The organism is Streptomyces sp. DvalAA-43, from assembly GCF_900091725.1.
In the GTDB taxonomy this organism is placed as follows: Bacteria; Actinomycetota; Actinomycetes; order Streptomycetales; family Streptomycetaceae; genus Streptomyces; species Streptomyces pulveraceus.
In genome coordinates this window covers 265,767-292,547 of sequence record NZ_FMBW01000043.1, presented here as the reverse complement: position 1 = coordinate 292,547, position 26,781 = coordinate 265,767, and the positions used below count along the sequence as shown (strand labels likewise).

The window sequence follows — 26,781 nt, the reverse complement described above, 5'->3', positions numbered from 1 at the left end:
GAAGTCTCCTGATCAGTCGTCATCAGTCGTGCAGCCCGCACTCGGTCTTGCCCCGGCCGGCCCAGCGCCCGGCGCGGACGCCCTCGCCCTCCAGCACCCGGCGGGTGCAGGGCGCGCAGCCCACGGAGGCGTAGCCGTCCATCAGCAGCGGGTTGGTGAGAACGCCGTGCTCCGCGACGTACGTGTCGACGTCGTCCTGGGTCCAGCGGGCGATCGGCGAGACCTTCACCTTCTGCCGCTTCGCGTCCCAGCCCACGACCGGGGTGTTCGCCCGGGTGGGGGACTCGTCGCGGCGCAGCCCGGTCGCCCAGGCCGTGTACCCGGTCAGTCCCTCCTGGAGGGGCTGGACCTTGCGCAGCTTGCAGCACAGGTCGGGGTCGCGGTCGTGCAGTTTCGGCCCGTACTCGGCGTCCTGCTCGGCCACCGTCTGCCGGGGGGTGAGGGTGATGACGTCGACGTCCATCACCGCCTCGACCGCGTCACGGGTGCCGATCGTCTCCGGGAAGTGGTAGCCGGTGTCGAGGAAGACCACGTCGACGCCGGGGAAGACGCGCGAGGCGAGGTGCGCGACCACCGCGTCCTCCATGGAGGAGGTGACGCAGAACCTCCCGCCGAAGGTGTCGGCGGCCCATGTGAGGATCTCCGGCGCGGAGGCGTCCTCCAGCTCGCGGCCGGCCCGGCCGGCCAGGGCTTCGAGGTCTTCGGCCCGCAGAGTCTCCGTCATATCCCGTCTCCTTCGGCGTCGTTGCGCTGAAGTCCCCGGGTCAGCAGACCCAGGAACTTGAGCTGGAACGCGCGATTGCAGGACGCGCATTCCCAGGCGCCGTGGCCGGTCTCGTGCGGGCGCAGGTCCTCGTCCCCGCAGTACGGGCAGTAGAACGGTGCGGCGCGTTCGCTCATGACAGCGACTCCGCACTGGCCCGAGCCGCCCAGGTCGCGAACCGCTCGCCCTCCTCGCGCTCCTCCTGGAAGTGGCCCAGGACCCGCTCGACGTAGTCGGGCAGCTCGGCCGAAGTGACCTTCAGGCCACGGACCTTGCGGCCGAACCCGGCCTCCAGGCCCAGCGCGCCGCCCAGGTGCACCTGATAGCCCTCGACCTGGTTGCCGTCGTCGTCCAGCACGAGCTGGCCCTTGAGGCCGATGTCGGCGGTCTGGATGCGGGCACACGCGTTGGGGCAGCCGTTGATGTTGATGGTGAGCGGCTCGTCGAAGTCCGGCAGCCGGCGCTCCAGTTCGTCGATCAGCGCGGCGCCGCGCGCCTTCGTCTCGACGATCGCCAGCTTGCAGAACTCGATGCCGGTGCAGGCCATCGTGCCGCGCCGGAACGGCGAGGGCCGCACCTGGAAGTCGAGCGCCTCCAACCCGGCGACGAGGGAGTCCACCTGGTCCTGTGCCACGTCGAGGATCAGCATCTTCTGTTCGACGGTGGTGCGCAGCCGGTCCGAGCCGTGCGCCGCCGCGAGGTCGGCGATCTTGGCGAGGGTGGAGCCGTCCACCCGGCCGACCCGGGGGGCGAAACCGACGTAGAAGCGGCCGTCCTGCTGCTGGTGCACGCCCACGTGGTCGCGCCAGCGGCTGCTGGGCTGCTCGGGCGCGGGGCCGTCGGTCAGCGGGCGCTTCAGGTACTCGTCCTCCAGCACCTGGCGGAACTTCGCGGGTCCCCAGTCGGCCATCAGGAACTTCAGCCGGGCGCGGGTGCGCAGCCGCCGGTATCCGTAGTCGCGGAAGATGCCGACGACACCGGCCCAGACATCGGGCACCTCGTCGAGCGGCACCCACGCGCCCAGCCGCTCGGCGAGCCGCGGGTTGGTGGAGAGGCCGCCACCGACCCAGACGTCGAAGCCCGGACCGTGCTCGGGGTGGACCACGCCGACGAACGCGATGTCGTTGATCTCGTGCACCACGTCCTGCACCGGCGAACCCGAGATCGCGGTCTTGAACTTCCGCGGCAGGTTGGAGAACTCCTTGTTGCCGATGTACCGGTCGTGGATCTCGTCCACGGCGGGCGTGCCGTCGATGATCTCGTCGGCGGCGATCCCGGCCACGGGGGAGCCGATGATCACGCGGGGGCAGTCGCCGCACGCCTCGGTGGTGGAGAGCCCGACGGCCTCCAGCTTCTCCCAGATCGCGGGGACGTCCTCGATGCGGATCCAGTGCAGCTGGATGTTCTGCCGGTCGGTGATGTCCGCGGTGCCGCGTGCGTACTCCTGCGAGATCTCGCCGATCACCCGCAGCTGTGCGGTGGTCAGCCGGCCGCCGTCGATCCGGACCCGCAGCATGAAGTACTTGTCGTCCAGCTCCTCCGGCTCCAGGACCGCGGTCTTGCCACCGTCGATACCGGGCTTGCGCTGGGTGTACAGGCCCCACCAGCGCATGCGTCCACGGAGATCGTTGGGGTCGATCGAGTCGAAACCGCGCCGGGAGTAGATCGTCTCAATGCGTGTCCGCACATTGAGACCGTCGTCGTCCTTCTTGAACTGCTCATTGCCGTTGAGCGGAGTGTGGTGCCCCACGGCCCACTGGCCTTCGCCACGGTGGCGTCCGGCCTTGCGGCGGGGCGTGGTGGTCGCAGGCTGTTCCGGGGTAGCGGCCATGACAGTACGTCCTTCGGGACTGCAGGAGGGCGGCTCTGAACTGCACACTCGCGTCAAGGCGCGGCGGTGCGCAGGGATTGCAGAGAAAAGGGGGGAGCGCGGCGGTGCTGGGACTCTCAGCTCGCCGGACAGATGGCGCTGGACACGCGGCCGAGGTCGACGTGGCGTCGACTCACCAAGGCAATTCCAGTTCCAGGCATGACGGAAGCGTGGCACGCGTATCTCGGGCCAGTCCACCACTATCCAAGATGTGGACGAGAGTGTCCCGAAGTGTGAGATCGTGCGGCGCCCATCACTCGGGACGCCAGGGCGGGGCCGCCCGTAATGACCGCAATCTCCGCAGATGCCGCCCAGTGCGTTCTCCGCCGGTCACCGGGTTCGCGGCCCGAAACGCCGGGCGCCCCGCCTCCCTCGACGTGCTACCGACCGGATCCCGGCCACGGCCCCGGCGTCGCCACCTCCGGCTCCAGCTCCACCTTCGTGTCGAAGAGCCGGAAGCCGCGCCGCAGATAGTTGTCCATGGCGTGCGGGCCGTCCTTGGAGCAGGTGTGCAGCCACACCCGCTTGGTCGGCGTCCGCTCCGGCCAGCGCTCCGCCAGGTCCCAGGCGCGGGCGGCCCCGAACGAGAGCAGATGGCCGCCGATCCGCCGCCCCCGGAACGCCGGGATCAGCCCGAAGTACATGATCTCGACCGCGCCCTCGTCCTGCGGGTCCAGCTCGATGTAACCCGCCGGGGTGCCGTTCGCGTACGCCACCCAGGTCTCGGCCCCCGGCCGGTCCAGGGCCTCCTGCCACTGCGCGTACGTCATGCCGAGCCGGTCCGTCCACCGGATGTCGCCGCCGACCGCCGTGTAGAGGAACCGGCTGAACTCGGGAAGCGGAATCTCCGACCGCACGATCCGCACATCGCCCTCCGGGACCGCGGCGGGCCGCAGATCGTCGGGGGAGGTCTGCTCCAGGGACCAGACGGTCACCTCGGTGGTGGCGGGTGCGGTGGCATGTACGGGGTTGCTCATGACTGCCAGGGAACCACGCCCCGCCGCCCGGACCCAAGCCGGTCCCGAAGCGCGGACAGCGGGGCACGGCCTGATCCGCCATTCAGGACTCAGCCGCCCGTACGTGCCCTGACCACCACCGGAGCCGTCGAGTGCGGCAGCAGATCGGCCCGGTCGTCCGGGTGGATCACCTCCACCTCGACGTCGTCGCCGAAGCGGTACGGGCGGTGCGCGAGGACCTGGGCGAGATGGCGGCGCATCCGGGAGATCTCCGCCCGCACCGTCACCGTCCGGGTGGCGTCGCCGAAGATGTCCTGGGCGAGCTCGGAGGCCGTACGCCCCTCGGGGTGCAGCGCCAGGGCGAACAGCAGCTCCGCATGGCGCGGCGAGAGCCGCTGCGTCGAGGTGCCCACCGAGCCCACCACATTGACGGTGAGGCCGCGCGGGCGGCTCAGATCCAGCACCACCCGCTGCGGCGCCCCGTCCGACGGCCCGTCCGCGACCTGGAGCAGCCAGCCGCCGGGCAGCGGTTCGACCCGGCACATGCCGAGCGACGGCAGCCACACCCGGCCCGGCCGTAACGACTTGGGCAGCGGCAGCCGGTCGACCGGCGGCATGCCCGTCACCGCGGCGAGCCAGCCGTGGGTGTCCACCGCCAGGGCCCGGCCGCCCAGCCGGCACACCAGCGGTGCCGCCACCGAACGCAGCCGGTCGATCGCCTGGAGGTGCCGGTTCCTGATCTCGCTCTCCGCCAGCCGGGCGACCGAACCGACCAGGGCCAGCGTCGTCGGATGGAACGTCGAGACGGGACCGCTCATGTCGACGATCCCCATCACCTTGCCGTCGCGCGGGTCGCGGATCGGGGCCGCCGCACACGTCCAGTTGTGCAGCGTACGGACGAAGTGCTCCGAGGAATGGACCTGGACCGGGACGCGGGAGACCAGCGCCGTACCGATCGCATTGGTCCCCGTCGCCTCCTCCGCCCAGGCCGCGCCCTCCGCCAGACAGACCCCGTCCGCCCGGCGCAGCACCCCCGCGTTGCCCCGGCGCCACAGCACCCGGCACTCCACATCGGTGACCACCACGATCTGCTGGGCGGCATCCGCCAGGGAGACCAGCGCGTCGTTGAGCAGCGGCATCACCTCGCTCAGCGTCGAGCTGCGGCGCCGGTGCTCGATCTCGTCCATATCGAGCAGCACGCTCTCGGTGGACTGGTCCGGATCGATGCCGCTGCGCAGCACCCGGTCCCAGGAGGCGCCGATCTCGGCCCGCGGGGCGACCTCCGGACGGTCGCCGGCCAGCGCGGCCTCTCTGGCCCGGTGGATCGCGCGGGTGTCCCGGTCGGACTGCGGGACGGCCGGGCGCGTCACCCCGGAGGCGCTTGTCTCCACTCTCGTTTCCCCCCACAGGCCAGGGCCGGCTCGACTATCCACGGGCCCATCCTGCCGCCGTGAGGGGCCCGGCACCGCACACTCCGCACAATGGTTGCAACCCTTTGCAACTCTGGCGAGGGGGTGCGGGTCCGTACGAGAGTGGTGGAACACCGCGTGGCGGGGCCCGTGTCCCACCGTCCGGTGTGCTCAGCATGGAGGGTGGTGCCGTGTCGGCGCAGCACCACCCTCCGTTGCTGTACGGCCCTCAGGGCGCGAGGGCCTTCAGGGCGCGACGGGCCGGGCCCGCTCGACGACCGAGGCCAGATCGAGACTGTGCGGCAGTGTGCCGAAGGCCGCGCCCCGGTCCCCGCCCAGCCGTGACGCGCAGAACGCGTCGGCCACCTCCGGCGGCGCCCACCGCACCAGCAGCGAGCCCTGGAGCACCAGCGCCATCCGCTCGGCCAGCCGGCGGGCCCGTGCCTCGATCCCTTCCAGATCGGCGAGCTCCGTCAGCATGTCCCTGATCGCCCCGTCCAGCCGGTGATCGGCGCCGCGCGCCCCGCCGACCTCCTGGAGGAACGCGTTCAGCGCCATCGGCTCGCGCTGGAGCGCCCGCAGCACGTCCAGCGCCTGCACATTGCCCGAACCCTCCCAGATCGAGTTGAGCGGCGCCTCGCGCAGCAGCCGGGGCATCCCGGACTCCTCGACGTAGCCGTTGCCGCCGAGACACTCCAGCGCCTCGGCCACCACCGGCGCGCACCGCTTGGTCACCCAGTACTTCGCCGCGGGCACCGCGATCCGCAGGAAGGCCCGCTCGCTCTCCGACCCGTCGTCGTACGCCGCCGCCAGCCGCATCGCCAGCACCGTCGCGGCCTCCGACTCCAGCGCCAGATCGGCCAGCACATTGCGCATCAGCGGCTTCTCGATCAGCACGCCGCCGAACACGCTGCGATACGCGCAGTGGTGGACCGCCTGCGCCACCGCCTGCCGCATCAGCGCCGCCGAACCGACCACACAGTCCAGCCGGGTCGCCGCCACCATCCCGATGATGGTGCGCACCCCGCGCCCCTCCTCGCCGACCCGGCGCGCCCAGGTGCCGTCGAACTCGACCTCGGCCGAGGCGTTCGACCGGTTGCCCAGCTTGTCCTTGAGCCGCTGGATGGCGAACGGGTTGCGGGTGCCGTCGGGCAGCACCCGGGGCAGCAGGAAACACGTCAGGCCGCCGGGCGCCTGCGCCAGCACCAGGAATCCGTCGGACATCGGCGCCGAACAGAACCACTTGTGCCCGGTGAGCAGATACTCGCCCTCGGCGGCCAGCGGCTCGGCGCGGGTCGTGTTCGCCCGTACGTCCGTGCCGCCCTGTTTCTCCGTCATCCCCATCCCGAGGAGCACACCGGCCTTCTGCGCGGCGGGCCGCAGCCCCCGTTCGTAGACCGTCGAGGTGAGCAGCGGCTCCCACTCGGCGGCCAGCGCCGGATCGGTGCGCAGCGCGGGCACCGCCGCGTGCGTCATCGACAGCGGACAGCCGTGGCCCGCCTCGGCCTGCGTCCATACGAGGAAGCCGGCCGCCCGCCGCACATGGCCGCCGGGCCGGCCCCAGGCGTCGGTCAGCCCCGCGGTGACCGCGTGGCCGAGGAGCCGGTGCCAGGCGGGATGGAACTCGACCTCGTCGATGCGGTGCCCGTACCGGTCGTGGGTGCGCAGTACCGGCGGATTGCCGTTCGCCTGCGCACCCCACTCCTGCACCTGCGCGGATCCGGCGGAACGGCCCAGCTCACCGAGCTCGCCCCGCACTTCGGCCAGGAGCCCGGGTGACGTGTGACGTTGCACCGCCTCGGTGAGCGCCCGGTCGGCGGCGAAGACGTCGTAGCCGGTCAGCGGAGGTACCTGGTTGGACACGGTGTGGGTGGTGGCTGCCATGCCGATACGGTAAGGATGTGCAGGCAGCAAACGAAACACCCGAGCGGCCAACGGGACGGCTCCACCGGGCCCGAGTCCTCTACCGCAACGTATCCAAGCGGCAGATGGTCTGGCAGCTGCTCAAGGACACCGTCAACTCGTGCATGGAGTACCGCATTCTCGGGCTCGCGGCCGAGGCGGCGTTCTTCACCCTGCTGTCCCTGCCTCCCCTGCTCCTCGGCCTGATCGGGCTGCTCGGCTACGTCGACGAGTGGACCAGCACCACCACGGTCGCCTCCATCGAGCGCAACATCCTCAACGCCGCGCAGACCGTGCTCAGCGAGCGGGGCGTCAACGACTTCGCCAAGCCGCTCCTGGCGGACGTCACGACCGGCGCCCGCCCCGATGTCATCTCGATCGGCTTCGCGATCGCGCTCTGGTCCGGCTCCCGCGCGGTCAATGTCTTCATCGACACGATCACCGTGATGTACGGCCTCGACGGCCAGCGCGGCATCGTCAAGACGCGGCTGCTCTCCTTCCTGCTGTACGTCGTCGCGCTGCTGCTCGGTGCCGTCGTGCTGCCGCTGCTCGTCGTCGGCCCCGACCGGGTCGTGGAGTTCGTGCCGTGGGGCACCGAGCTCATAAGCGTCCTGTACTGGCCGCTGGTGATCCTGCTGTCGATCGCCTTCCTGACGACGCTCTACCACGTGTCCGTACCGGTCCGTTCGCCCTGGATCGAGGATGTGCCGGGCGCGCTGGTGGCGCTCACGATGTGGGTGCTCGGCAGCTTCCTGCTGCGGATCTACCTCACCAGCACGGTCGAGGGACCCACGATCTACGGCTCGTTGGCGGCCCCGATCGCCGTGCTGCTGTGGATCGGCATCTCCGCGTTCGCGGTGCTGGTGGGCGCGGCGGTGAACGCGGCCATCGACCGGGTGTGGCCCTCGCTGGCGACGGCCGCCGCCCGCGCGGCGAACGACCGCGTGCGCGCCGCCCAGGCGGCGGAGTTCGTCGCCCGGACGCAGGCGGGCGACCAGGGGGACGACGACTGGGACGACGACGATGACGAGGACGACGAGGGCGATTACGGTGACAGCCCCTACATGCCGTCCGAGTTCCCCGAGCGCTGGTCGAAGTTCCTGCCGCCGGACGATGTGAAGTCCCGGCTGCAGCCGAGCAGGGAGAAGGAGCCGGACAAGCCGAACCCGGAGAAGCGGGACGACGCGTCCGACGGCTGAGCGGCTCCCCAGGCTCCCAGGATTCCCGAGGCCCCCAAGGTCCCAAGGTCCTAAGGGGCAGGGGAGGGCGGCGGAACGGCCGGGGCCGCAGGTGCTGCCGGGGCTGCCGGGGCCGCGCCGGGGGACCAGGACAGCTTGACCACCATGTGGCCCTCGACCGCACTCTTCGCGATCACGGCCCCGGCCTCCGCCGTGATCCGCACCCCGAATTCGAGCTCCACGCCGTCCGGTTTCAGGGCGCCGTCCCGGAACACCGCGAGGGCGGACTCGGCCGCCGACCGGATTCCCGTGAGTGCGCTGTCGAACGTACGCCCGGCCCTGGCCAGGGTGTTGTCATCGCCCAGCGCGACCAGTTGCGCGCCCTGCGTGTGACGGTCGACCTCGACCATCACCGTCGCGCCGCTGTCGGTGGTGAACTCCATCAGTGCCGTCATGACCGCCCCCGGGAAGCTGAATCCGTTCGCCGACGAGATTAGCGTGTGGGGCATGGACGAGAGGTACGAAGAGCGGACGTCGCGGTTCGACGGAGCGACCGTGTGGACGCTGAGCGTGCCCGTGGGGGCGATGCATCCGGTGCTGCCGGACGGGTGCATGGACCTGCTCTGGATCGACGGACGGCTGCTCGTCGCGGGCCCCGACACCCGTGCCGCGACGCCGTCCGCCCCGGCCGGCGGGCAGTGCGCCGGGATCCGCTTCGCACCCGGCACGGCCCCCGCACTGCTCGGGGTGCCCGCGCACGAGCTGCGCGACCGCCGCGTCGAGCTGGCGGATCTGTGGCCCGGGGACCGGGTCCGCGTACTCACCGAGCGGGTCGCCGAAGCCCCCGACCCGGCCGGAGCGCTGGAGGCCGTGGCGCTGCGCCGGGCGGCCGAGACCGGACCGCCGGACCCGCTGATGCGGTACGTCGCGGACCGGCTCGGCGCCGGGCGGTCCGTCGCGGACACCGCCCACCGGGCCGGCCTCGGCGCCCGCCGGCTGCACCGCCGTTCGCTCGCGGCCTTCGGCTACGGGCCCAAGACGCTCGCCCGGGTCCTGCGGCTCCAGCGCGCGCTGGCCCTGGCCCGGTCCGGGACGCCGTACGCCGAGGCGGCCGTCGAGGCGGGCTGCACCGACCAGGCCCATCTCGCCCGGGAGATGCGCGACCTGGCCGGGACCACCCTGACCGCCCACCTCTCCCGGTAGCCGGGCGCACCGGGGCTCAGCCGTTGGCGGCGAACAACGACACGGCGCAGCCGTCCGGGTCGAGGACCGTCGCGTAACGCTGCCCCCACACCGCGTCCCACGGCTTCAGATGCCCCCGGTACCCCGCCCCGGTCAGGTCGTCGTACACCGCGTCCACCTCGGCCGGGCTGTCGCACAGGAAGGCCAGCGAGAGCCGGTCCCCGCCGGTCGGCGCGGTCCATCCGGGGTCGTAGGAACGGACGACGTCCTCGGTGTCCCAGAGCAGCCGCTGACCGCCCGGGAGCGTCACTTCGACATGGGGGGCGGATTCCGCGCCGGCGGGGATGTCGAGACCGAGCCGGCGGTAGAAGGTGAGCGATGCGGCCAGGTCCGCCGTGACGATGCCGATCGCGTCCATACGTGGAGTCATGCCCCGACCGTATGCCGGGCCCCGGCGCGCGTCTTGTACGAAACGGACGTCGACGGGACGGTCACCCGCGGGGGTGCCGCCACCGGCCGACGACACCCCACCCGCGTCCATGAGCCCTGCGAGTTCTACGAGTCCTGCGAGTCCTGCGAGTCCTGCGAGGACGCGGCGGCGGCCGTGCAGTCGGCGGGTGATGTGCCCGGGGCCGTCAGCGCGAGGCCGAGCTGGGCGCGTTCGGTGACCCAGCGGCTCGGGCGATGGCGCGGGTCGCCCGTCGTGCGGTGCAGCGCCCGGTGCAGCTCCAGCATCCGGTCCGCGCCGATCCGGTCGCCCCAGGCCAGCGGGCCGACGGGGTAGCCGAGTCCGGCCGTGACGGCCAGGTCGATGTCGGCGGGGGCGGCGATGGAGCGCTCCGCGATCCCCGCCGCGACCGACACGATCGAGGCGAGCAGCCGCTGGGCGACCGAGCCCGCCGTGTCCCGCACCACCGAGACCGCCCACGGCTCGTCGCCCTGCGCCGCACGGGCCAGCACCGCTCGGGCGTCACGCGCGGCGGCCGGGTCCGCCGCCGGGGTCACGGCCAGCACCCGGCGTCGGCCCGCCGCGGGCAGCGGGTCCACGCCGAAGGTGCGCCCCGCGGGCAGCCCGTGCCCGGCGACCGCGGCGGCCACCGTGGTGCCCCAGACCGGAACCAGCACCAGGCCACCGGCGGACGGCCCGTCGCCGGTCTCGACGACGGCACCCGCGGCGGTCAGCGCCGCCCGCAGCGCGGCCGCGTCGCGGTCCTGCCCCGCGGGGCCGTGGACGAACACCGCACGGCCCGCGTCGCCGGTGACCGGCGGCTCCGGAGCGGGGGCGGGCGCCTCGGGACCGTACGCGTACCAGCCGTGTCCGGTCTTGCGGCCGTGCAGTCCGGCCGCCACCCGGTTGGGGGTGAGGAAGGAGGGGCGGAGCCGGTCCGCGTACCGGAAGCCCTGCCAGATCGAGTCGATCACCGCGGCCGTCACATCCAGCCCGGTGAGGTCCATCAGCTCGAACGGGCCCATCCGCAGGCCCAGTACGTCGCGGGCGATCCGGTCGATGTCCGCCGGTTCGCCGACCGCCTCCTCCAGCAGCGCGAGCGCCTCGGTCACCAGGCCGCGACCGGCGTGATTGACCAGGAAGCCGGGGGTGTCGGCGACGGTGACCGCGCGGTGGCCGCAGCTCTCCACGAGTGCGGTGAGGATGGGCGGGATCTCCGGGCGGGTGGCCGCGCCGGGCACGATCTCGACGATCTTCATCAGCGGTACCGGGTTGAAGAAGTGCAGCCCGGCCAGGCGCGTCGGGTCCTTCAGCGCCGCGGCGATCCGGGTGACCGACAGGGACGAGGTGTTGGTCGCGAAGACGGCCGTCGCCGGCAGTGCCCGTTCCAGCCGGCCGAAGACCTCCGTCTTGGTGCCGAGGTCCTCCCGCACGGCCTCGACGACCAGCTCGACATCCGGACCCGGGGCCCACGGATCGTCGAGCGGTACCAGCCGTTCCAGGGCTGCGGCGCGGTCCCCGGCGGACATCCGGCCCTTCTGGACGGCCCGTTCGAGCATGGACCCCACGAAGTCCACGGCGGCCGTCACGGCCTCCGTGCGTACGTCGCACAGCTCGACGGTGTGTCCGGCGGTCGCCGCCCACTGGGCGATGCCGCGGCCCATGGCCCCGGCGCCGACGATCCTGATACGCATGGCGGTTGTGGTCCTCTCGCGATGTGACATGTGATCCGTCCGGGCGGACGGCTGTGACAGGTGGCCCGTCGGACCCGTCCCGGCGAAGAAGGACGTGGTCCGCGTCCACATCCTCGCGCAGCGAAGGGAGTTCGGCCCCGGCCGTCGGCGGTACGGTTTCGGCCGGACCGGCCACCGGCCCCGCCGACGCACCCCGGACCCGCGCCCCGCTCCACCCCGTCGGCGGCCATTGATCGCCGTCCCCCGCCGAATTAGGGTCACATCGAGACGGCCCAACGATGAACCCCGGAATCCCGAAAGGCCACGACGTGCCCGATCAGCAGCTCGATGTCGTCATCTGCGAACCACTGCGCACCCCCATCGGCCGGTTCGGCGGAGTGTTCGCGCAGCAGACGCCGGCCGCACTCGCCGCACGCGTCGTCGCGGAGCTCGTGGCCCGTACCGGAATCGACCCCGCCGCCGTCGACGAGGTGATCCTCGGGCACTCCTACCCGTCCGCCGAGGCCCCCGCCATCGGCCGGGTCGCCGCACTCGACGCCGGACTGCCCGAGACCGTCACCGGTTCCCAGGTCGACCGCCGCTGCGGCTCCGGCCTCCAGGCCGTGCTCGACGCGGCGATGCAGATCCGGGCCGGTTTCAGCGAGGTCGTGATCGCGGGCGGCGTCGACGTGATGAGCGCCGCCCCGTACTACACGCACGACGGCCGCTGGGGCATCAAGGGGCCCGGCCTCCAGCTCCACGACTCGCTGGCCCGGGGAAGGGTCACCGCGGGCGGCGTCGCTCACCCCGTGCCGGGCGGCATGATCGAGACCGCCGAGAACCTCCGCCGCGCCTACGGCATCAGCCGCGCCGACCAGGACGCCCTCGCCCTGCGCTCGCAGCAGCGCGCCGGGCAGGCCGCGAAGGAGGGCCGGTACGACGCGGAGACCGTCCCCGTCACCGTACGCACCCGCAAGGGCGAGACCGTCGTCACCGCCGACGAGCACCCCCGCCCCGACACCACCGCCGAGCAACTCGCCTCGCTGCGCCCGGTCATGGCGAAGTCCGACCCGGAGGCGACCGTCACCGCGGGCAACGCCAGCGGCCAGAACGACGCGGCCGCCGCCTGCCTGGTCACCAGTGCGGCCACCGCCGAACGCCTCGGCCTCACCCCGCTGGTCCGGCTGGTCTCCTTCGCCCGCGCCGGGGTGCCCGCCGCGACGATGGGCATCGGCCCCGTCCCGGCGACCCGGGCGGCCCTCGACCGCGCCGGACTCACCCTCGCCGACCTCGACCTGATCGAGCTCAACGAGGCCTTCGCCGCCCAGGTGCTCGCCTGCACACGCGAGTTGGGCCTCGGCGAGAAGGACCACGAGCAGCGCATCAACGTCAACGGCTCCGGCGTCTCCCTCGGCCACCCGGTCGGCGCCACCGGCGCCCGTATCCTCGCCACGCTGACCCGCGAGCTGCACCGCCGCGAGGCCCGGTACGGTCTGGAGACCATGTGCATCGGCGGCGGACAGGGCCTCGCGGCCGTCTTCGAGCGGATCGCGGACCACCCGTAGGGGGCCTTTCGTCCCGGGGTGGCCGACCGCGCGGCTCCCGTCGGTCAGCCGGCGGGAGCCGGGTCCGGGGCACCACCCCGCTCAGCCGCGGGCGGCCCCGCGAGATGGTCCCACTCGGCATCCGGATCGGTCAGCCGGTTCAGCCGGGCCGGTACGTCGAACCCGACCAGCAGCACCACGATCACCGTGCCCGCGAAGGTCAGCACGGCCAGCGCCCGGCCCAGATCCATCCCGGACGCCAGATGCGCCCCCAGGACCGGGGCCACCGCACCGCCGAGGGCTCCCACGTTGTACGTGAAGCCGAGCGCCGCGCCCCTGCTCGCCGTCGGGAAGTGCCCGCCGATGTAGCGGGGCAGCAGCCCGGAGATGCCGAAGCTGGTCGCCTGGAGCAGGAAGAGCAGGACGCCGAGCAGCAGCAGATCGTCGTGCACGGCGAAGACCGGGTAGACGAAGGCCAGCGAGGCGAGCAGCGTCAGCGCGTACGCCTTCTTCGCCCCGATCCGGTCACCGAGGAAGCCCGCGGTCCAGCAGCCGGCCATGGTCCCGAAGCCCGCGAAGTACAGGACATCGGTGACCTGGTCGGCGGAGTAGCCGAGCTCGGTCTTGAGATAGGTGGGCAGCAGTGCCTGGATCGGCCACGAGTACAGGAACGCGAAGAACAGCGTCACGATCATCGACAGATACAGCACCCAGCCGCGCTTCCCGCCCAGCTGCACGGCGAAGGCGGCGAGCGCCACTCCGGCGGCCACCGAGAGCACCGGGACCATCCCGGCCCCGCCCGGGGTGAAGACCAGGAAGAGCGCGACGGTGGCCACCGCGACCAGGACCGTGTTGACGACCGCCCGCCCCCGGGTCGCGAACAGCGGCCGGAACGGATTGGGTTTGGCGCCCTTGTCCGCGACGCTCTCCGTCCATTCCTCCGCCTCCGGCAGCGCCCGCCGCATCCACAGCGCGATGGCGATCGGTATCAGGCCGAGGTAGAACATCCACCGCCAGCCGAGCGAGGGCACCACCCAGTCGTAGACCTGCGCGGCGAGCACCGAACCGACCGAGAACCCGGAGATCAGGAAGCCGCTGGCCCGGCTGCGGAGCCTGGCGGGCCAGCTCTCCATGACGTACGTGGCGCTGGCGCTGTACTCACCGGCCATGCCCATGCCGATGGCCAGCCGGGCGGCGAACAGGCTCTGGTAGTTCCAGGCGAATCCGCAGGCGAAGGTGCCCAGCGAGTACAGCAGGATGCTCAGGACCATGGCGAGCTTGCGGCCGTACCGGTCGCCGATGGCGCCGAGCACCGCACCGCCCAGCCAGCGGGTGATGAACGCACCGGAGATCAGGCTGGCGGCCTGCACCGTGCTCAGCCCGAAGTCGTCACTGATCTCGGTGAGCACGAGCGTGATCAGCACGAAGTCGAAGCCGTCGAGGACGTAGCCGATCCAGGCGGCGAAGAACGACTTCCACTGGGTGCCGCTCACTTCTCGGTACCAGGGGAGCTCGGCGGGTGATGTGGTCTGCACGGTGACTCCAGGATGCGGGACGGCGCTCGTCGTCGAGCCGCCGGCCCGCGTGGTGGGGGAAGGTCAGGGCCGGGCGATGCCCGCCACGAAGCGGGCGGTCAGGGCGGTGGGCGCGGTGATGGCGGTGCCGACGACGACGCTGTGGGCGCCGCGTGCCACGGCCTCGGCGGCCTCCTCGGGGGTGTTGATACGGCCTTCGGCGACCACCGGGACGTCGATCGCGGCGGCGAGCTCGGCGACCAGGGCGAGATCGGGGCCGGTCTGCTTCGGCGTGCCCGGCACATAGCCGGAGAGGGTGGTGGAGACGAAGTCCGCCCCCTGCCCGGCCGCCGCGACGCCCTCGGCGAGCGTGGCCACATCGGCCATCACCAGCGCGCCGGCCCCGTGCACCGCCGCGACCAGCTCGGCGAAGGTGGAGCCGTCGGGGCGCGGCCGGTCGGTGGCGTCGGCGGCGACGACATCGGCACCGGCCGCCACGATCGCCAGGGCGTGCCGGACGGTCGGGGTGATGTAGACGCCGACGTCTCCGTCCTTCCACAGGCCGATGACCGGCAGGTCCACGGCCTCGACGATCGCGGCGACGACCTCCGGCTCATTGGCGCGGATCGCGGCGCCGCCCCCGGCGACCGCCGCGCGGGCGAGCCGGACCAGGGTGCCGGTGTCCCGCATCGGGTCGCCGGGGGGCGCCTGGCAGGACACGATCAGCCTGCCCCGGAGGGTGGTGGCCAGTTCCTGAGCGGTCATCGGAGGACTCCCGGGTGGTGGAGGGGAAGGACGGTGGTCAGGGCGGCGGCACCGAGCACCGCCGCGTCGGCGCCGAACAGCGGTGCCCGGGGCAGGAGCCCGCGCAGCGGTGGCATCAGTTCCGCGGCGAAGGCGGCGGCCAGGGCGTCCCCGTACAGCGGGCCGATCCGCGGTACGCCGCCGCCGACGACGACCCGGTCGGGCCCCAGCGCGTTGGCGAGCCCGCCGAGCACCTGGCCGGTGGCGGCGGCGCCGGTGGTGATGGCGCGGACGGCCGCCGCGTCGCCCTGCCCGGCGCGGGCGGCGACGGTTTCGAGCCGGTCCACGGGGGTGCCGGTCAGCCGGGCGTAGTGGGCGGCGATGCCGGGCCCGGAGGCGATGACCTCCAGATGTCCGGCGGCGCCGCAGGTGCAGGGCAGTCCGGCCGCCTCGGGGCTGGGCAGATGGCCGAGGTGTCCGGCGAGACCGGCCGCGCCGTGCAGCATCCGTCCGTCGACGGCGATCGCACCGCCCACGCCCGTGCCGACCGCCACGAAGAGCAGCGACTGCTGCCCTGGTCCGCCGTCCGCCATCAGCGCCGCGAGTTCCGGTCCGGCGGTGGCGCGTACGTCGTTGTCGCAGGCCACCGGGTATCCGGTGCGGTCGGCGAGGCCGGTGCCCAGGGCGGTGCCGGCCCAGCCGCTGAGGGAGTCGGTGGCGCTGGTGACCATGCCGGTGCGGGGGTCGACGACCCCGGCAGCGGCGATGCCGAGCGCGGTGGCCAGCCGCCCGGGGTCGACGGCCGCGGCCGCCCCGGCGAGTGCGTCCAGCACGGCCGCCGCGCCGTCCCGGGCCGGGGTGGGCCGGGTGTGCCGGGCCAGGACCGTGCCGTCCGGGCCGAGCAGCGCGGCGGCGATCTTCGTGCCGCCGAGGTCGAGCCCGATCACCACGGCATCGGTGGCGGCGGCGGACGGCAGGGAGCGGTCGCTCGTCGGACTGACGGCGGATGGCAGGGAGCGGTCGCTCGTCGGGCCGGTGGCGGACCGCGGGGAGTGGCCGGTCATCGGACCGGCGGCAGACCGGCGGCGCGCAGGCGCTGCGCGACCACGGCGACGGACTCGGCGCTCAGCCGGATCTGCGGGAAGGCCGTGTCGCCGCAGGCGATGACGCCGAGCAGCTGGAGCGCCGCCTTGAAGGAGCCGAGCGCCGAGGAGCTGCGGCCCATGTCCGCCTCCGGACCGGCGTCGACCATGGCGAACAGCTCGACCAGCCGCTCCTGCTCCGCCGCGGCCAGCTCCCAGTTCCCGGCCCGCGCGGCGTCGTAGAGCCGTACGTAACCGGCCGGGTCGACATTGCCGATGCCCGGCACCACACCGTCCACCCCGGCCAACAGGGCGGCGTCCACGGTGAGTTCGGAGCCGGTGAGGATGCTGAACCGGGGCGCCGGGCCGTTCGCGCGGCCCTCGCGGCCACCCAGCTCGACGATCAGGCGGCGCAGCCCGCCCTCGTCACCGCTGCTGTCCTTGAGGCCGGCCAGGGTGCCGTCCTCGGCGAGTTCGCGCACCAGCGCGGGGGAGAGCTTGCTGTGTACGGCGACCGGGATGTCGTACGCGAACAGCGGCAGGCCGACCGCCGCGTGCAGCCGCCGGAAGTGCTGGGCGATCTCCCTGCCATGGGTGCGGGTGTAGAACGGCGCCGTCGCGACCAGGGCGTCCGCACCCAGCTCGGCGGCGGAGCGGGCGTGCTCGACGACCCGGGCGGTGGTGGTGTCGATGACACCGGCGAGCACCGGAACCCTGCCGTCGGTCGCGTCGACCACGGTCGCCAGGGCAGTGGCGCGCTGCTCGTCGGTGAGGTACGCGACCTCGCTGGTGGAGCCGAGCGCGAACAGCCCGTGCACACCGCCGCCGATGAGGTGCTCGACGAGCCGGGCGAGGGACGCGGTGTCGACCTCCCCCCGGGAGTCGAGCGGGGTGCAGACCGGCGGGACGACGCCGTGCAGCGGTGAGGTCAGGGACATGGTGAGGGCTCCAGCTCGGTCGATGCACCGATCCGTGGCCCGAGGCAGCTGCACGGATCGTGACGTGAGACGTAAGATGTCCTATGTCTGGCTCACCTTAAACAGATGCTCCTGCGACCGGTCAAGGGGCAATCGCACCCCGGGAGGATGTTGTGGCGCGCCCCACCATGGCTCAGGACATAGAGCGCCGGCTCAAGGAGCTGATCCTGGAACGCAGACTCGGCCCCGGTGACGCGCTGCCCACCGAGGCCGAGTTGATGGAGCTCTTCGAGGCCGGCCGGGTGTCGGTGCGCGAAGCCCTCAAGGCGCTCCAGGCCGTCAATGTCGTGGAGATCCGCCGTGGCTTCGGCACCTTCGTCGGCTCGCTCTCCCTGTCGCCCTTCGCCGAGGGGCTCGCCTTCCGGGCCGCGGTCCGCCACCGGCAGGGGGAGCCGGGCCTCCTCGAGCTGATGAAGGTGCGGGAGGCGCTGGAGGCGGGGCTGGTCGGCGCCGTCACGGCCGGTATTCCCGAGGAGGACCTCGGCGTGCTGCGCGGTCTCGTCGCGACGATGGACGCCGAGGCCCGCGAGGGCGGCCGGGTGGCGCGCTCCACCGACCGCGCCTTCCACCTCGCGCTCTACGCCTCGCTCGACAACCACCTGCTCAGCGAGGTGCTCGACGCGTTCTGGGCGGCCATGGACCGGGTGCGCGAGGATCTCGACGACGGCCATCAGGACCCGCTGGCCACCTGTGCCCAGCACCGCGAGATCGTCGAGGCGGTCGCGGCGGCCGACGGCGCACGCGCGGTGCGCGCCATGCGCACCCACTTCGACGGCATCCGCACCCGCCTCGAACCGTCACCGGTCCGGTAGCCGGGCGGCGGACGCCTCGCAGCGGAGGAGGAGGACGGGAAGGGGAGGGGCGGATACTCCTTCCCTCACCGCCCCGGCGTCGTCCCGGTGATCGCGGTGACGGCCATCCGTACCGCCCGGTCCGTCACCGCCGCGGGGTCGTCGCCGTTCTCGATCGCCGTCGTGGCCGCGTTGACGATTCCCTGAAGGAGCAGCGCCGTGCGTCGCGGGTCCTCCTCGCCCAGCTCCGTCAGCGCGCCGATCAGCGGGGTGAGCAGTTCCCGGTGGACCCGTGCCGCGCTCTCCCGCACCACCGTCGCGTCCCGCACCCCCGCCAGTGCCTGGGCGATCCGGTGCTCCCCGCCGCGCACCAGCTCCAGCTGGGACGACACATAGGCGGCGATCTTCTCCTCGGGCGTACCGGCCGCCGCCATCCCGGCCCGGATGGCGTCCGTCCAGCGGGGCATCGCGTCCTCGACGACCGCGGCGAGCAGCTCGGGGCGGCCGGGGAAGTACTTGTACACGCTGTTGCGGGCCAGGCCGGTGGCTCTGGCGACCGCGGTGAAGGTCACGGCCTCGGCGTCGCCGCCCTCCAGCAGCTCACGCGCCGCCCGCACCAGGGCCAGTCGCTGCTGGGCATGGTGCTCGGCGACCGTGGCGGCTCTGATCCTGGGCACCGGCCCAGTCTAGAAGCCCCGGTGCACTGCCGAGCCCCACTTGGCGACGCGGCGTCCCCATCATCTATCTTGGCGACACACCGTCCCTAACATCGATCCATCGAAGGGAACCGCCGTGTTCCTCGCTCTGCTGGAGCTGCGCGCCGCCCGAGGGCGCTTCCTGCTCATGGGGTCCGTCGTGGTGCTCGTCGCCGCACTCGTCGGCATCATCTCCGGCTTCACCACCGGCCTGGGCGACGACACCATCTCCGCGCTGCGCCGCCTGCCGGCCGCGCAGCTGGTCTTCTCCTCGGATGCCCGGTCCGACCAGTTCGCCCGCAGCCTCCTCGACGAGAAGGCGGCCGCCGCCTGGCGCGCGGACGCGGACACCGACACGACCCCGCTGGGCGTCTCCATCGCCCGCGGCACCACGGACCGCGGCGCCGAGGTCGATCTCGCCGCCTTCGGTGTCGAGCCACGCTCCTTCCTCGCCCCCTCGGTCACCGAGGGCAAGGGCCTCGCCGACGCGGCTCCGGACAGCGTCGTGCTGTCCGCCAAGCTCGCCGACGAGGGCGTACGCGTCGGCGACACCCTGGTCATCGACCGGCTCGGCATCGCGCTGCGCGTCATCGGGCTGACCGAGCGCTCCAGCTACGGCCATGTGCCCGTCGCCTACGTCCCGCTGAAGACCTGGCAGCGCATCCGCTTCAGCACCCCCGGCGCCCCGGCGTCCGCGACCGCCGTGATCCCCGACCAGTTCAGCGCCCTGGCCCTGCGCACCCCACCGGCCGGGACCCCGGCCGCCACCCTCGACGCGCGTCACTCCACCACCACCCTCACCAAGGAGAAGGCGTACGAGGCGGCCCCCGGCTACACCGGCGAACGCGTCACCATGACCTCGATCCAGGTGTTCCTCTACCTGATCGCCCCGCTCGTGGTCGGCGCCTTCTTCTCCGTGTGGACCGTGCAGCGGCAGCCCGAACTCGCCCTGCTCCGGGCGCTCGGCGCCTCCCGTCGGCGGCTGCTCGCGCACACCGTGCTCCAGGCGGCCCTGGTCGTCGTCCTCGGCACCGCGGCGGGCGCCGTGCTCGCCGGAGCGGTCGGGCTGCTGGTCGGTGAACAGGTGCCGTTCAGCCTGCCCGCCGCCACCCTCGCCGCCACCATGTGCACTGTCGCGGCCGTCGGCCTCGCGGGCACCGCCCTGACCCTGCGCCGGGTCACCCGAGCCGACCCGCTGACCATGCTGGGAGCCAACCGATGAGCCTCGGACTGAGCGGCGTCACCGTCGCGTTCGGCCGCGCCGACGCCCGTACCACCGTCCTCGACGGCCTCGACGCCACCTTCGTACCCGGCAGGATGACGGCCCTCGTCGGACCATCGGGCTCCGGCAAGTCCACCCTGCTCGCCCTCGCGGGCGCCCTGCTGCGGCCCACCGCAGGGCAGGTCCTGCTGGACGGCGAGGACCTCGCCGGACTCTCCGACGCCCGGCGCGCCAGGATACGCAGGGAGCGGATCGGCTACATGTTCCAGAGCGGCAATCTGCTCTCCGGCCTGACCGCCGTCGACCAGCTGCTCGCCGCCGTGTACATCAGCGGCGCCCGCCCCCGCGCGCACCGTTCCCGCGCCGAGGAGGCCCTGGCCCGGGTGGGCCTCGGCCATCGCCTGCGCCACCGCCCCGAGCAGCTCTCCGGCGGCGAACGCCAGCGCGTCGCCCTGGCCCGCGCGCTCCTCCTCTCCCCGGGACTGCTGCTGATCGACGAACCGACGGCGGCCGTCGACCGCTCCCAGGCCGGCGAACTGGCCGCGCTGCTCGCCGAACGCACCCACGAGGACGACTGCGTCACCCTCGTGGCCACGCACGACCCGGCTGTGGCCGAGGCCGCCGACCGGGTCGTGGACATGGCCGCGCTGACCGCCGGCACGGCGGCGGCCGGGGTGCCCGGCGGCTGAACCCGCCCAGCGACCGGGCCCGTCACTCCCGCTGGACGCTGCCGTACAGATAGCTGTCGGCACCGTCCAGCGCGGCGCGGCTCAGCGCGTCCACCTCGGCGGGCCCCATCGCCGGCCAGTCGGGCGTGTGCTCGACGAGGGCACGCCCCAGCCTGCGGCCCAGGGCGACCAGACGGGCCCCCTCGGCGGAACGCTCGTCCGCGTACCGGCGCAGCGCCCCGGCCGCCGAGGAGGACGCGCGCAGCGACCGTTCCAGGCACAGCGCGTCCTGGAGCGCCTTGACCGCCCCGCTCGCGGTGTGCGGCCGGGTCACGCTCGCCGCGTCACCGGCCAGCAGGAAGGGCGGTTCCGCCGCCCGGGGCACCACGAAGTCGGCGACCGGGTGGAGCGCCTGGGAGGTGTGCTCGCCCCGGGCGACGATATCGGCCCACTCGGCGGGGAAGTGCTCCTCGGCGATGTGCCGCACGTACGCGGCGGAGACCTGGCCATCGGACCCCGCCGGTGCCGGGGGAGGGGCGTAGACGGCGTATGCCAGCAGCCGCGATTCCGGTTCTGCTCCCGGGATCAGGTAGAAGACACCGTGTCCGCCGGGGAAGCCCAGGGTTACCCAGGCGGTCTCCAGCAGATCCAGCTGTTCCGGATGGTCGCGGAGCGCGTCCGAGGGGATGGTGCCCCGCCAGACCAGATATCCGGCGGGGGCCGCCCGCACCCCGGGCGCGATCAGTTCGCGGGTGACGGACCGGTGCCCGTCCGCCCCGACGACGATGTCGTACTCCCGCTCGCCGTCCGCGGTACGGATCAGGGCGCCGCCGGAGGACGTACGGACGACGGAGTCGACGGGCCGCCCCCGGTGGTAGGCACTGCCCCCGATGTTCGAGCGCAACGCCCGCCACAGCAGCCCCCAGTTGCATGGTGTCACCGGGGCCTGCTGCCGGGCCAGCTCACGCGCCGACCGCCGGCCCGGCGCCCGTGCGAGCCAGACCCGGGTGGCGACCGGGGTCGTCGGCATGTCCGCGCCCAGATAGCCGGCCGTGACCAGCTCCCGGTGGAGCGGCGGCGGGATGACGATGCCGAACCCCCGGTCCTGCAGGGCGCCGTCGCTGCGCTCGTGGACGGTGACGTCCGCCCCGGCCCGCGTCCCCGCGATCGCCATCGCGCAGCCGGCGATGCTGCCGCCGACCACTCCGATGCGTAAACCCGCTGTCACTGCCATCGTGCCACCGCCTGTTCCGACGCTCCGGGAGGTGCTGAACGCCCTCATCGTCGCACCCGTGCGGGACGGGGGACGTGCGGCGCCTCCCGGAGACCGGGACCGCTACGGAGTCACGGTCACCGTCGTACTGCCGGACGCCTGCTTGTTGTTCGCCCGGTACGTGGCGGTGAGCGCGGCACTGCCCGAGGTGCCTGCCGCGACCGTCACCGGGACCTTCACATTGGCCCCCTGGCCCGGGTTGAGCGCCGGGACGGCGACCTGGGCCGTCGTCCATCCGCCGGGCACCGTGAGGTCGACGGTGCCCGGGTCGCGGCGCACGTCCATCCGGTTGACCACCCGCACCGTCACCTCGGCGGCCGTCCCCGCCCCGAGCGTCGCGGGCGGGGTGATGGTGATGTCGGCGCAGGTGCCGCCGAGCCACTTCAGGTCGAAGGACGCGTAGGTGATGTGCTGGTAGTCGGCCCGTTCGTAGAGCAGTCCGAGGCGGCCGCCGGGCAGCCGGGTCAGCGTGGAGTAGGCCGCGGATCCGGGGTCGACGACCTTGCGGATCGGCCAGGTCCTCCCGTTGTCGCAGGACATCTTCACCGTGAGGTTGCGCCGCGCCGAGGCGTCCTCCGTGTTGCTGAACAGCAGCCATGACGACTGCGGGTCGGAGGGGGCGGCATCGGGCGCGTAGCGCATCACCGAGGCGTTGTTCGCCGGGTCGGTGAGCCGGGTGTCCTGGGTGAACGGGGTGTAGTTGACCCCGCCGTCGGTGGAGTACGCGATCGTCCGGTACGGCGCGGAGCGGTTGTTGAGCATCACCCGGCCGTCCGACAGCTCGACGGTCTTGTTCTCGTCGCCGCCGGGCCCGACCGGGTTGCCCATCTTCCAGGTCTCGCCGTGGTCGTCGCTGTAGGCGCCGGCCGCGTAGTTGGCGCCGTTGATGCGCACGGCGTACTGCTGGATCAGCCGGCCCTTGTACGGGCCCCGGCGCAGCTGGATGCCCTCGCCGGAGGCGGCGAACATGCCGGCCCAGGCGGGGTTCTTGATCTGCTGGGTGATCCGGCGGTGGGTCCAGGTCACCCCGTCGTCGTCGGAGTAGCTGTAGTCGGCCTGGAGGACGTTCGGGTCGGTCTCGTCGTTGCCGGTGCCCGAGCCGAAGAAGCCCTGGTTCACCGAGGCCGCGTAGAACAGGAAGATCCGGCCGGTGGTGCGGTCCACGAGCAGGCTCGGGTCGCCGTAGCCCTTGGGTGTGGTGTCCGAGCGGACCACCTGCTGCGGGTGCCATGTCACACCTCCGTCGGTGCTGCGGCGCAGCACGACGGAGATGTTGCTCGGCAGGTCGCCGAGGGTCGGCCGGGCGTCGTAGGCCGCGAGCACCGTGCCCTTGACCGAGGTGGTGAGTGCCGGGATGCGGTAGTGGGGCGAGCCCACTCCGTCGACCGTCAGATCCTGCGAGCTCAGCTGACCTGGGGCGGGGGAGGCGGCGTGCGCGGTGCCGGTCGCGGTCACCACCAGGAGGGCGGCGCTGAGCAGGGCGACGGAGACTTTTCGCTGCATGGACGATCTCTCTTCTCGGAAGGGGTGGTGCTTCGAAGGGGCGGTGCTTCTCGGAAGGGTGGGCCGGGCTGGGCGCGGGGTCGCGGGGACACCGCGCGTGCCGCTACGGGATGCGCAGCGAGCAGACCCGGCTGTCGGTGTCGAAGACCCGCAGATCCTTGATCATCTTCACTGCGAGGCGGTGATGGCCCCGCTGGTCGGGATGGAGCCCGTCGTTGAGCAGGGAGAGCGGGACCTGGCCGCCGTTGCCGTTCAGCCAGTCGTCGTAGTGGTCGATGAACACGACGTCCTGCTCGGCCGCGACCTCGCCCATCACCTGCGCGTACCGCGAAAGTCCCACCCGGCCGGGCCACTTCGCCGGATCGACCGGGTTGGGCGACTGGAGCACCGGTACCGGCGCGCCGGGCAGCGCCCGGACCGAGCGGACGAGCGAGACGAGGTTGGCCCGGTAGACCTCGGGGCCGAGGCCGGACGTCGCGATGTCGTTGGTACCGATCATGATCGAGACCACCCGCGGCGAGAAGGCGGTGACCCGCTCCCCGAACAGGGTGACGAGTTCGGCGCTGGTGGCGCCGCTCACGCCGGAGTCGATCACGAAGTCGCGGTTCTTGGGCTTGCCCAGCTCCCAGCGGACGCGTTCCGTCCAGTGCTCCGGGTAGCTGCGCCAGCCGTTGGTGTGCAGGGCGCCATGGGTGATGCTGTCGCCGGTGACGACCCAGGTGGCGGGTGTGTCGCTGTTCAGGACCGTGGAGATCCGGCCCAGATCGGCGAGGTCGGGGCGGGGGCTCTGCGCGACCAGTTCGGCCTCGCCGAGCACTCGGTCCCAGACCGCGGCCCGTTCGATGGTGCCGGTGCAGAACCACTCGCCACCGGGGTGGTCGCTGTCGAGATTGCGGCCGAGGGCGAGCGCGCCCAGCCCCGAGACGGCGCCGAAGAAGGGGTGGGGCGCGGTCTCGAACACCTGGCGTCCGCCGGCGTGGAGCCGGGTGCCGGAGGAGTCGACGGTGACGGCGACGGTGTGGCGCAGACCGTCGTCATACCGTGTCCTGGTCATGACATTGATCAGTACCGCACCCTTCTCGCGCACGGAGAACTGAAGGGCGCCGCCGCTCAGGTTCACCGTGATGTTGGACGAGGGCTCGGTGGGATCGGAGGCGCTGAGCAGGGTCATCGCCGCGTTGTGGCTGGTGGTGCGGAAGGTGACGAGAAGGGTCCCCGCGGTGAGCGGCGCGAGTGCGTCGACCCGGTCCGACAGGTCGACATACTCGCCGCCGTCCAGGTCCACCGGGGTGTCGTGGTCCAGGAGCGGTCCGCCGCCCGGAGCGGCGGCGAAGGCGCGGCCGCCGAACGGGGCGCTCAGGGCCGCCGCACCGGCGGCGAGAAGCATGGATCGTCTGCGCACGGAAGGTTCCTCCGGTCAGGAGTGGCAGGCCCGCCCCGACGGCAGGCCCGCGAACAGGGAACGCACCCAGGCCAGTTGCTCCCGCTGGTGATACGCGGTGCCACCCTCGTGCCCGTTGAACTCGTAGACGCGTATGTCCTTGGGGCCCGCGTAGTGGTGGTACGCGGTGAAACAGGTGGAGGGCGGGCAGATCTCGTCCATCATCGCGATCGAGAACAGCGCGGGAGCGGTGGCGCGGGTGGCGAGCAGCGCGGCATCGAAGTACGACAGGGTGCTGAACACCGTCGCGGTGCGGTCGCGGTGGAGCTTCAGGTACTCGGCGATCTCGGTGTACGGCGGCCGGCCCGAAATCTCCGCGCCCCGACGGAAGTTGCAGAGGAACGGCACGTCCGGCATCACTCCGGCCAGCCCCGGCACCAGTCCCGACACCGCCAGGGCGATGCCGCCGCCCTGGCTGACCCCGGTGACCACGATCCGGTCCGGATCGACCGCCGGGTGCTCGCGCATCGCCTCGACACAGCGCACCGCGTCGGTGAACACCCGCCGGTAGTAGTACGTTTCCGGGCTCTCGATGCCCCGGGTGAGGAAGCCGGGTACGGTACCGGCCGCGCCGGGGTCCGTATCGGCGGTGGAACCGCCCGCGGCCGACCAGCCCTGACCGCGGGTGTCCATGATCAGGTGCGCGTGACCGGCGGACGCCCAGAGCGGTTTCTCGTGCGCGAGACCGCGCCCCCGCCCGTAGCCGAGGAACTCGACGACGCAGCCGAGGGGTTCGATGGCCCCGGCCGGCAGATGCAGCCAGCCGCGGACCGGACGTCCGGCGAAGCCGGGCAATGTCACATCGTACGTACGGATCTGGGTGAGTCCGGTGTCCACGAGGGCGAACACCGGCCCGGACACCGGGCCTTCGTCGGCGGGCGCCTCGCTCAGGGTGCTCGACCAGAAGGCGTCGAAGCCGTCCGGAACCGGCAGTTCGGGCCGGTACGCACGGCAGTCCGTGAGCGAGAGGTCCGTCAACGGCATGGAGGTGCCCTCCTGGGGTGAACCGGGGTGTGAACGCCGACCATCAAGACAGAAGACGTCAGATGTCCTGGCGGCACACGGACCCTAGGCAGCGCTCACGGCGGCAGTCAAGGGCCCCGTCGGACCGGGGTCCGTTCCGGCGGGGCCCGGCTCCCTCTCCCCCCGAGGGGTGGGTGGCGGTGTCAGCTCCGGACGTTGTCGCGGGCGCGGGCCTCGGAGATCCGGCGCCTGACCGGGGCGTAGTGCTCGCCCAGCGCCTTCATGAAGCCGGTGATGTCCCCGGCCCGCGCCGCGTCCACGATGTTCTGGTGGGCCGCGATCGTCTCCATCTCGTCGGCGTGCGTGAACCCGTCGAGATGCGGCGCGACGATCGAGTACACGTCCCAGAAGGCCATCGAGAGCTGGCCGATCAGCTCATTGCCGAGCGGCGCCACCAGCAACGCGTGGAACGCCCGGTCCGCCTCCACGAAGCCGTGCCCGTCCTGGACGCCGGTCCGGCGCATCGTGGTGACCAGGCCGTCCAGCGTGTCGAGCTGCTCCTTGCTGAGCAGCGAGACGATCCGGTCGGCCATCCCGCGCTCGAAGAGCTCGCGTACGTCGACGAGGTCGGCCATCACCTGGAAGTCGTCGTCCGGGGAGAGCAGCCCGCGGAAGGTCAGGCTCTCCACCAGGGCCGACAGGCTCAGCCGGCCCACGTACGTGCCGTGCCCGTGCCGCACGTCCACGATGTCCAGCGCGTCGAGGATCTTGACCGCCTCGCGGACGCTGGAGCGGCTGGCGCCGAGCGCCTCGCACAGGGCCGGCTCGGTGGGCAGCGGGTCCCCGGGGCGCAGCCGCTTTTCGAGGATGTAGCGCTTGATGCCCTCGACGACTTCCTGCCGGAGCAGCTGCCGGCCGGGCTTCGCACCGGACATATGTGAACTCCCCACCTCTTGACCCCTCTCGATTGTCCAGCTACGTTC

The 26,781-nt window shown here is 72.6% G+C and carries 25 protein-coding genes and 1 pseudogene; 6 read left to right on the top strand and 20 right to left on the bottom strand.

Features of this window, described 5'->3' with window-relative positions:
- Positions 1–22 precede the first annotated feature (22 nt).
- The 7 genes from GA0115234_RS16035 to GA0115234_RS16010 all read right to left on the bottom strand — a co-directional run bounded on the left by GA0115234_RS16035 (position 23) and on the right by GA0115234_RS16010 (position 6,882).
- Positions 23–724, bottom strand: coding sequence for a phosphoadenylyl-sulfate reductase (locus GA0115234_RS16035; RefSeq protein ID WP_093542147.1), 702 nt, complete (start codon positions 722–724; stop codon positions 23–25).
- Entirely contained in the window at positions 721–900 is a 180-nt protein-coding gene (locus GA0115234_RS16030; protein ID WP_093542145.1) for a hypothetical protein, read from the bottom strand. Before GA0115234_RS16030 ends, GA0115234_RS16035 begins: the two co-directional genes overlap by 4 nt.
- The gene (locus GA0115234_RS16025) at positions 897–2,594 is read right to left on the bottom strand and encodes a nitrite/sulfite reductase (protein ID WP_093542143.1); all 1,698 of its coding nucleotides are present in this window, start codon (positions 2,592–2,594) and stop codon (positions 897–899) included. The genes GA0115234_RS16030 and GA0115234_RS16025 overlap by 4 nt, the downstream gene beginning before the upstream one ends.
- A 116-nt stretch (positions 2,595–2,710) precedes the next feature.
- Positions 2,711–2,794, bottom strand: a complete 84-nt coding sequence (locus GA0115234_RS44340) for a putative leader peptide (RefSeq protein WP_317864749.1) — start codon at positions 2,792–2,794, stop codon at positions 2,711–2,713.
- A 219-nt stretch (positions 2,795–3,013) separates the two neighbouring features.
- On the bottom strand, positions 3,014–3,610 hold the full coding sequence (locus tag GA0115234_RS16020; RefSeq protein ID WP_093542141.1) for a GNAT family N-acetyltransferase: 597 nt from the start codon (positions 3,608–3,610) through the stop codon (positions 3,014–3,016).
- Positions 3,611–3,699: 89 nt separating this feature from the next.
- Positions 3,700–4,980 (bottom strand): GAF domain-containing protein, encoded by a 1,281-nt coding sequence (locus GA0115234_RS16015; protein ID WP_256088731.1) that lies wholly within the window; start codon positions 4,978–4,980, stop codon positions 3,700–3,702.
- A 264-nt stretch (positions 4,981–5,244) separates the two neighbouring features.
- The gene (locus GA0115234_RS16010; RefSeq protein WP_093542138.1) at positions 5,245–6,882 is read right to left on the bottom strand and encodes an acyl-CoA dehydrogenase family protein; all 1,638 of its coding nucleotides are present in this window, start codon (positions 6,880–6,882) and stop codon (positions 5,245–5,247) included.
- A 104-nt stretch (positions 6,883–6,986) separates the two neighbouring features.
- Here GA0115234_RS16010 and GA0115234_RS16005 point away from each other — a divergent pair, with 104 nt between their 5' ends.
- Entirely contained in the window at positions 6,987–8,099 is a 1,113-nt protein-coding gene (locus GA0115234_RS16005; RefSeq protein WP_093542136.1) for a YihY/virulence factor BrkB family protein, read from the top strand.
- A gap of 50 nt (positions 8,100–8,149) precedes the next feature.
- On the opposite strand, the gene GA0115234_RS16000 is transcribed toward GA0115234_RS16005, so the two are convergent.
- The gene (locus tag GA0115234_RS16000; RefSeq protein WP_237541466.1) at positions 8,150–8,533 is read right to left on the bottom strand and encodes a CU044_2847 family protein; all 384 of its coding nucleotides are present in this window, start codon (positions 8,531–8,533) and stop codon (positions 8,150–8,152) included.
- Positions 8,534–8,585: 52 nt separating this feature from the next.
- Here GA0115234_RS16000 and GA0115234_RS15995 point away from each other — a divergent pair.
- Positions 8,586–9,358, top strand: a pseudogene (locus tag GA0115234_RS15995) (DUF6597 domain-containing transcriptional factor).
- Here GA0115234_RS15995 and GA0115234_RS15990 read toward each other — a convergent pair.
- On the bottom strand, positions 9,298–9,690 hold the full coding sequence (locus tag GA0115234_RS15990; RefSeq protein WP_093542412.1) for a VOC family protein: 393 nt from the start codon (positions 9,688–9,690) through the stop codon (positions 9,298–9,300). The pseudogene GA0115234_RS15995 and the gene GA0115234_RS15990 overlap by 61 nt on opposite strands.
- A gap of 125 nt (positions 9,691–9,815) precedes the next feature.
- Positions 9,816–11,402: a 3-hydroxyacyl-CoA dehydrogenase gene (locus tag GA0115234_RS15985; RefSeq protein WP_093542134.1), complete on the bottom strand. Its 1,587-nt coding sequence runs from the start codon at positions 11,400–11,402 to the stop codon at positions 9,816–9,818.
- Positions 11,403–11,710: 308 nt separating this feature from the next.
- Here GA0115234_RS15985 and GA0115234_RS15980 point away from each other — a divergent pair, with 308 nt between their 5' ends.
- Entirely contained in the window at positions 11,711–12,946 is a 1,236-nt protein-coding gene (locus tag GA0115234_RS15980) for an acetyl-CoA C-acetyltransferase (RefSeq protein ID WP_093542410.1), read from the top strand.
- Between the two features lie 44 nt (positions 12,947–12,990).
- Here GA0115234_RS15980 and GA0115234_RS15975 read toward each other — a convergent pair whose 3' ends face one another.
- The 4 genes from GA0115234_RS15975 to GA0115234_RS15960 form a co-directional block, all read right to left on the bottom strand.
- Positions 12,991–14,460: a sialate:H+ symport family MFS transporter gene (locus tag GA0115234_RS15975; protein ID WP_093542132.1), complete on the bottom strand. Its 1,470-nt coding sequence runs from the start codon at positions 14,458–14,460 to the stop codon at positions 12,991–12,993.
- Positions 14,461–14,523: 63 nt separating this feature from the next.
- Positions 14,524–15,204, bottom strand: a complete 681-nt coding sequence (locus GA0115234_RS15970) for an N-acetylmannosamine-6-phosphate 2-epimerase (RefSeq protein WP_093542131.1) — start codon at positions 15,202–15,204, stop codon at positions 14,524–14,526.
- Positions 15,201–16,247: an ROK family protein gene (locus GA0115234_RS15965; protein WP_093542129.1), complete on the bottom strand. Its 1,047-nt coding sequence runs from the start codon at positions 16,245–16,247 to the stop codon at positions 15,201–15,203. The genes GA0115234_RS15970 and GA0115234_RS15965 overlap by 4 nt, the downstream gene beginning before the upstream one ends.
- Complete coding sequence (locus GA0115234_RS15960) at positions 16,244–17,203, bottom strand: dihydrodipicolinate synthase family protein (RefSeq protein ID WP_093542127.1); 960 nt, start codon at positions 17,201–17,203, stop codon at positions 16,244–16,246. Before GA0115234_RS15960 ends, GA0115234_RS15965 begins: the two co-directional genes overlap by 4 nt.
- A gap of 152 nt (positions 17,204–17,355) precedes the next feature.
- Here GA0115234_RS15960 and GA0115234_RS15955 point away from each other — a divergent pair, with 152 nt between their 5' ends.
- Positions 17,356–18,054: a FadR/GntR family transcriptional regulator gene (locus GA0115234_RS15955; protein WP_093542125.1), complete on the top strand. Its 699-nt coding sequence runs from the start codon at positions 17,356–17,358 to the stop codon at positions 18,052–18,054.
- Positions 18,055–18,119: 65 nt separating this feature from the next.
- On the opposite strand, the gene GA0115234_RS15950 is transcribed toward GA0115234_RS15955, so the two are convergent.
- The gene (locus GA0115234_RS15950) at positions 18,120–18,710 is read right to left on the bottom strand and encodes a TetR/AcrR family transcriptional regulator (RefSeq protein WP_093542123.1); all 591 of its coding nucleotides are present in this window, start codon (positions 18,708–18,710) and stop codon (positions 18,120–18,122) included.
- 115 nt (positions 18,711–18,825) lie between these two features.
- Between GA0115234_RS15950 and GA0115234_RS15945 the strand changes: the two genes are divergently transcribed.
- A complete protein-coding gene (locus tag GA0115234_RS15945; RefSeq protein ID WP_093542121.1) occupies positions 18,826–19,950 on the top strand; it encodes an ABC transporter permease in 1,125 nt (374 codons plus the stop codon).
- Complete coding sequence (locus GA0115234_RS15940; protein WP_093542119.1) at positions 19,947–20,639, top strand: ATP-binding cassette domain-containing protein; 693 nt, start codon at positions 19,947–19,949, stop codon at positions 20,637–20,639. Before GA0115234_RS15945 ends, GA0115234_RS15940 begins: the two co-directional genes overlap by 4 nt.
- Before the next feature lie 22 nt (positions 20,640–20,661).
- On the opposite strand, the gene GA0115234_RS15935 is transcribed toward GA0115234_RS15940, so the two are convergent.
- The 5 genes from GA0115234_RS15935 to GA0115234_RS15915 all read right to left on the bottom strand — a co-directional run bounded on the left by GA0115234_RS15935 (position 20,662) and on the right by GA0115234_RS15915 (position 26,733).
- On the bottom strand, positions 20,662–21,852 hold the full coding sequence (locus GA0115234_RS15935) for an FAD-dependent monooxygenase (protein ID WP_093542117.1): 1,191 nt from the start codon (positions 21,850–21,852) through the stop codon (positions 20,662–20,664).
- 102 nt (positions 21,853–21,954) lie between these two features.
- Positions 21,955–23,394, bottom strand: a complete 1,440-nt coding sequence (locus GA0115234_RS15930) for a sialidase family protein (protein ID WP_093542115.1) — start codon at positions 23,392–23,394, stop codon at positions 21,955–21,957.
- Between the two features lie 103 nt (positions 23,395–23,497).
- The gene (locus tag GA0115234_RS15925; RefSeq protein ID WP_256088730.1) at positions 23,498–24,796 is read right to left on the bottom strand and encodes a GDSL-type esterase/lipase family protein; all 1,299 of its coding nucleotides are present in this window, start codon (positions 24,794–24,796) and stop codon (positions 23,498–23,500) included.
- Positions 24,797–24,811: 15 nt separating this feature from the next.
- A complete protein-coding gene (locus GA0115234_RS15920; RefSeq protein ID WP_093542111.1) occupies positions 24,812–25,819 on the bottom strand; it encodes an acetylxylan esterase in 1,008 nt (335 codons plus the stop codon).
- A gap of 182 nt (positions 25,820–26,001) precedes the next feature.
- Positions 26,002–26,733, bottom strand: a complete 732-nt coding sequence (locus tag GA0115234_RS15915; RefSeq protein WP_093542109.1) for a FadR/GntR family transcriptional regulator — start codon at positions 26,731–26,733, stop codon at positions 26,002–26,004.
- Positions 26,734–26,781 lie beyond the last annotated feature (48 nt).

What these genes read in the sequence shown, in the direction of transcription:
- GA0115234_RS16035 (WP_093542147.1), bottom strand. Translation starts at nt 724, where the DNA reads ATGACGGAGACTCTGCGGGCCGAAGACCTCGAAGCCCTGGCCGGCCGG.
- GA0115234_RS16030 (WP_093542145.1), bottom strand. Translation starts at nt 900, where the DNA reads ATGAGCGAACGCGCCGCACCGTTCTACTGCCCGTACTGCGGGGACGAG.
- GA0115234_RS16025 (WP_093542143.1), bottom strand. Translation starts at nt 2,594, where the DNA reads ATGGCCGCTACCCCGGAACAGCCTGCGACCACCACGCCCCGCCGCAAG.
- GA0115234_RS44340 (WP_317864749.1), bottom strand. Translation starts at nt 2,794, where the DNA reads ATGCCTGGAACTGGAATTGCCTTGGTGAGTCGACGCCACGTCGACCTC.
- GA0115234_RS16020 (WP_093542141.1), bottom strand. Translation starts at nt 3,610, where the DNA reads ATGAGCAACCCCGTACATGCCACCGCACCCGCCACCACCGAGGTGACC.
- GA0115234_RS16010 (WP_093542138.1), bottom strand. Translation starts at nt 6,882, where the DNA reads ATGGCAGCCACCACCCACACCGTGTCCAACCAGGTACCTCCGCTGACC.
- GA0115234_RS16005 (WP_093542136.1), top strand. Translation starts at nt 6,987, where the DNA reads ATGGTCTGGCAGCTGCTCAAGGACACCGTCAACTCGTGCATGGAGTAC.
- GA0115234_RS16000 (WP_237541466.1), bottom strand. Translation starts at nt 8,533, where the DNA reads ATGACGGCACTGATGGAGTTCACCACCGACAGCGGCGCGACGGTGATG.
- GA0115234_RS15990 (WP_093542412.1), bottom strand. Translation starts at nt 9,690, where the DNA reads ATGACTCCACGTATGGACGCGATCGGCATCGTCACGGCGGACCTGGCC.
- GA0115234_RS15985 (WP_093542134.1), bottom strand. Translation starts at nt 11,402, where the DNA reads ATGCGTATCAGGATCGTCGGCGCCGGGGCCATGGGCCGCGGCATCGCC.
- GA0115234_RS15970 (WP_093542131.1), bottom strand. Translation starts at nt 15,204, where the DNA reads ATGACCGCTCAGGAACTGGCCACCACCCTCCGGGGCAGGCTGATCGTG.
- GA0115234_RS15965 (WP_093542129.1), bottom strand. Translation starts at nt 16,247, where the DNA reads ATGACCGGCCACTCCCCGCGGTCCGCCACCGGCCCGACGAGCGACCGC.
- GA0115234_RS15960 (WP_093542127.1), bottom strand. Translation starts at nt 17,203, where the DNA reads ATGTCCCTGACCTCACCGCTGCACGGCGTCGTCCCGCCGGTCTGCACC.
- GA0115234_RS15940 (WP_093542119.1), top strand. Translation starts at nt 19,947, where the DNA reads ATGAGCCTCGGACTGAGCGGCGTCACCGTCGCGTTCGGCCGCGCCGAC.
- GA0115234_RS15935 (WP_093542117.1), bottom strand. Translation starts at nt 21,852, where the DNA reads ATGGCAGTGACAGCGGGTTTACGCATCGGAGTGGTCGGCGGCAGCATC.
- GA0115234_RS15930 (WP_093542115.1), bottom strand. Translation starts at nt 23,394, where the DNA reads ATGCAGCGAAAAGTCTCCGTCGCCCTGCTCAGCGCCGCCCTCCTGGTG.
- GA0115234_RS15920 (WP_093542111.1), bottom strand. Translation starts at nt 25,819, where the DNA reads ATGCCGTTGACGGACCTCTCGCTCACGGACTGCCGTGCGTACCGGCCC.
- GA0115234_RS15915 (WP_093542109.1), bottom strand. Translation starts at nt 26,733, where the DNA reads ATGTCCGGTGCGAAGCCCGGCCGGCAGCTGCTCCGGCAGGAAGTCGTC.